Annotated in this window: 1 protein-coding gene and 1 pseudogene; one reads left to right on the top strand and one right to left on the bottom strand. The window is 36.1% G+C overall.

Annotated features, from left to right (window positions below; all coding sequences use genetic code 11):
* On the bottom strand, window positions 1–135 hold a 135-nt coding region (locus tag R7M72_RS25950), incomplete at its 3' end, for a glutaredoxin (RefSeq protein ID WP_318056576.1).
* Window positions 136–440: 305 nt separating this feature from the next.
* Between R7M72_RS25950 and R7M72_RS25955 the strand changes: the two are divergent.
* Window positions 441–1,042, top strand: a pseudogene (locus tag R7M72_RS25955) (hypothetical protein); the annotation flags it as partial.

Consider the following 1,042-nt stretch of genomic DNA (forward strand, 5'->3'; position numbering starts at 1 on the left):
TGCATCAAGCTCTTTACGACCACGTTGCATTTTCGCGTTACAAAGGCGGTAATTAATGTTTTTCGAATCAAGATAACGTTGAGCATCTTTGCAGTGAGGGCATTTGTCTTTGACGTAAAGAACGACACGTTTCATTGAATTTCTCTCCATTATCATTGGGAGGCGAAGTCTACTATATGCTTCTTCAACTCTCCAGAACTTGATTTGTTGAGTAAAAGAATGAGGTTTGGAAAGTGAAAGTCATAAAAATGTAATGCCAATAAAGAACGTAAGGTTGGGAAAAAGTACCAAACGCTTTGATTGGTACCTGTAGCAATAGAACTTAAATATCCTTTTATCTACTATCTGAATGCTAATTGTTGCATTGATATGACGTTTTTATGAATTGTTGTAACTAATTCACTTAAACGTCGAGTTTTACTTTAAATTCGGAAGAGAAAATGTCAGGGAAGCGGGTCGCGAAAAATACTCTTTTTCAGATCGTCAAAATGCTAATTACGACCGTAGTTAACCTGTATATGGTACGTGTTTTACTCCATCAACTTGGTGTTGAAGGCTATGGTATTTTCAACCTTATTGCCGGCGTTTTGGCGTTAATGCTGTTTTTAAATGGAGCAATGACAACATCAAGTCAGCGTTATTTGTCTTTTTACAGTACCCAACAGTTAGAAAAAAGAACTAGCGTCTTTTCTACCACAAAATCGCTACATATTGTTGTTGCTATGATTATTTTTTTACTGTTGTTTTCACTGCAAACTTTTATTTTTGAAGATTTAATTAACATACCAGTATCAGTTGTTTCTTCCGCTCAATCGTTATACCAGATTATGGCTGTCGGCGTATTAGCATCTGTAGTAACCGTGCCATTTAATGCGCAAATTAATGCCAATGAAGATTTAGGTATTGATGCTGTGTTTAGTGTTTTTGAATCACTGCTTAAGTTGATTTCGGCATTTTTGATTATCCTCTTTGAAAATCAACTAGTCGCTCTGGGAACGTTGTTTGTCTCAGTTTCTTGGACAATGCTTATTATGAAGGTGGC

The organism is Vibrio sp. YT-18 (assembly GCF_033337345.1).
Lineage (GTDB): Bacteria > Pseudomonadota > Gammaproteobacteria > Enterobacterales > Vibrionaceae > Vibrio > Vibrio alginolyticus.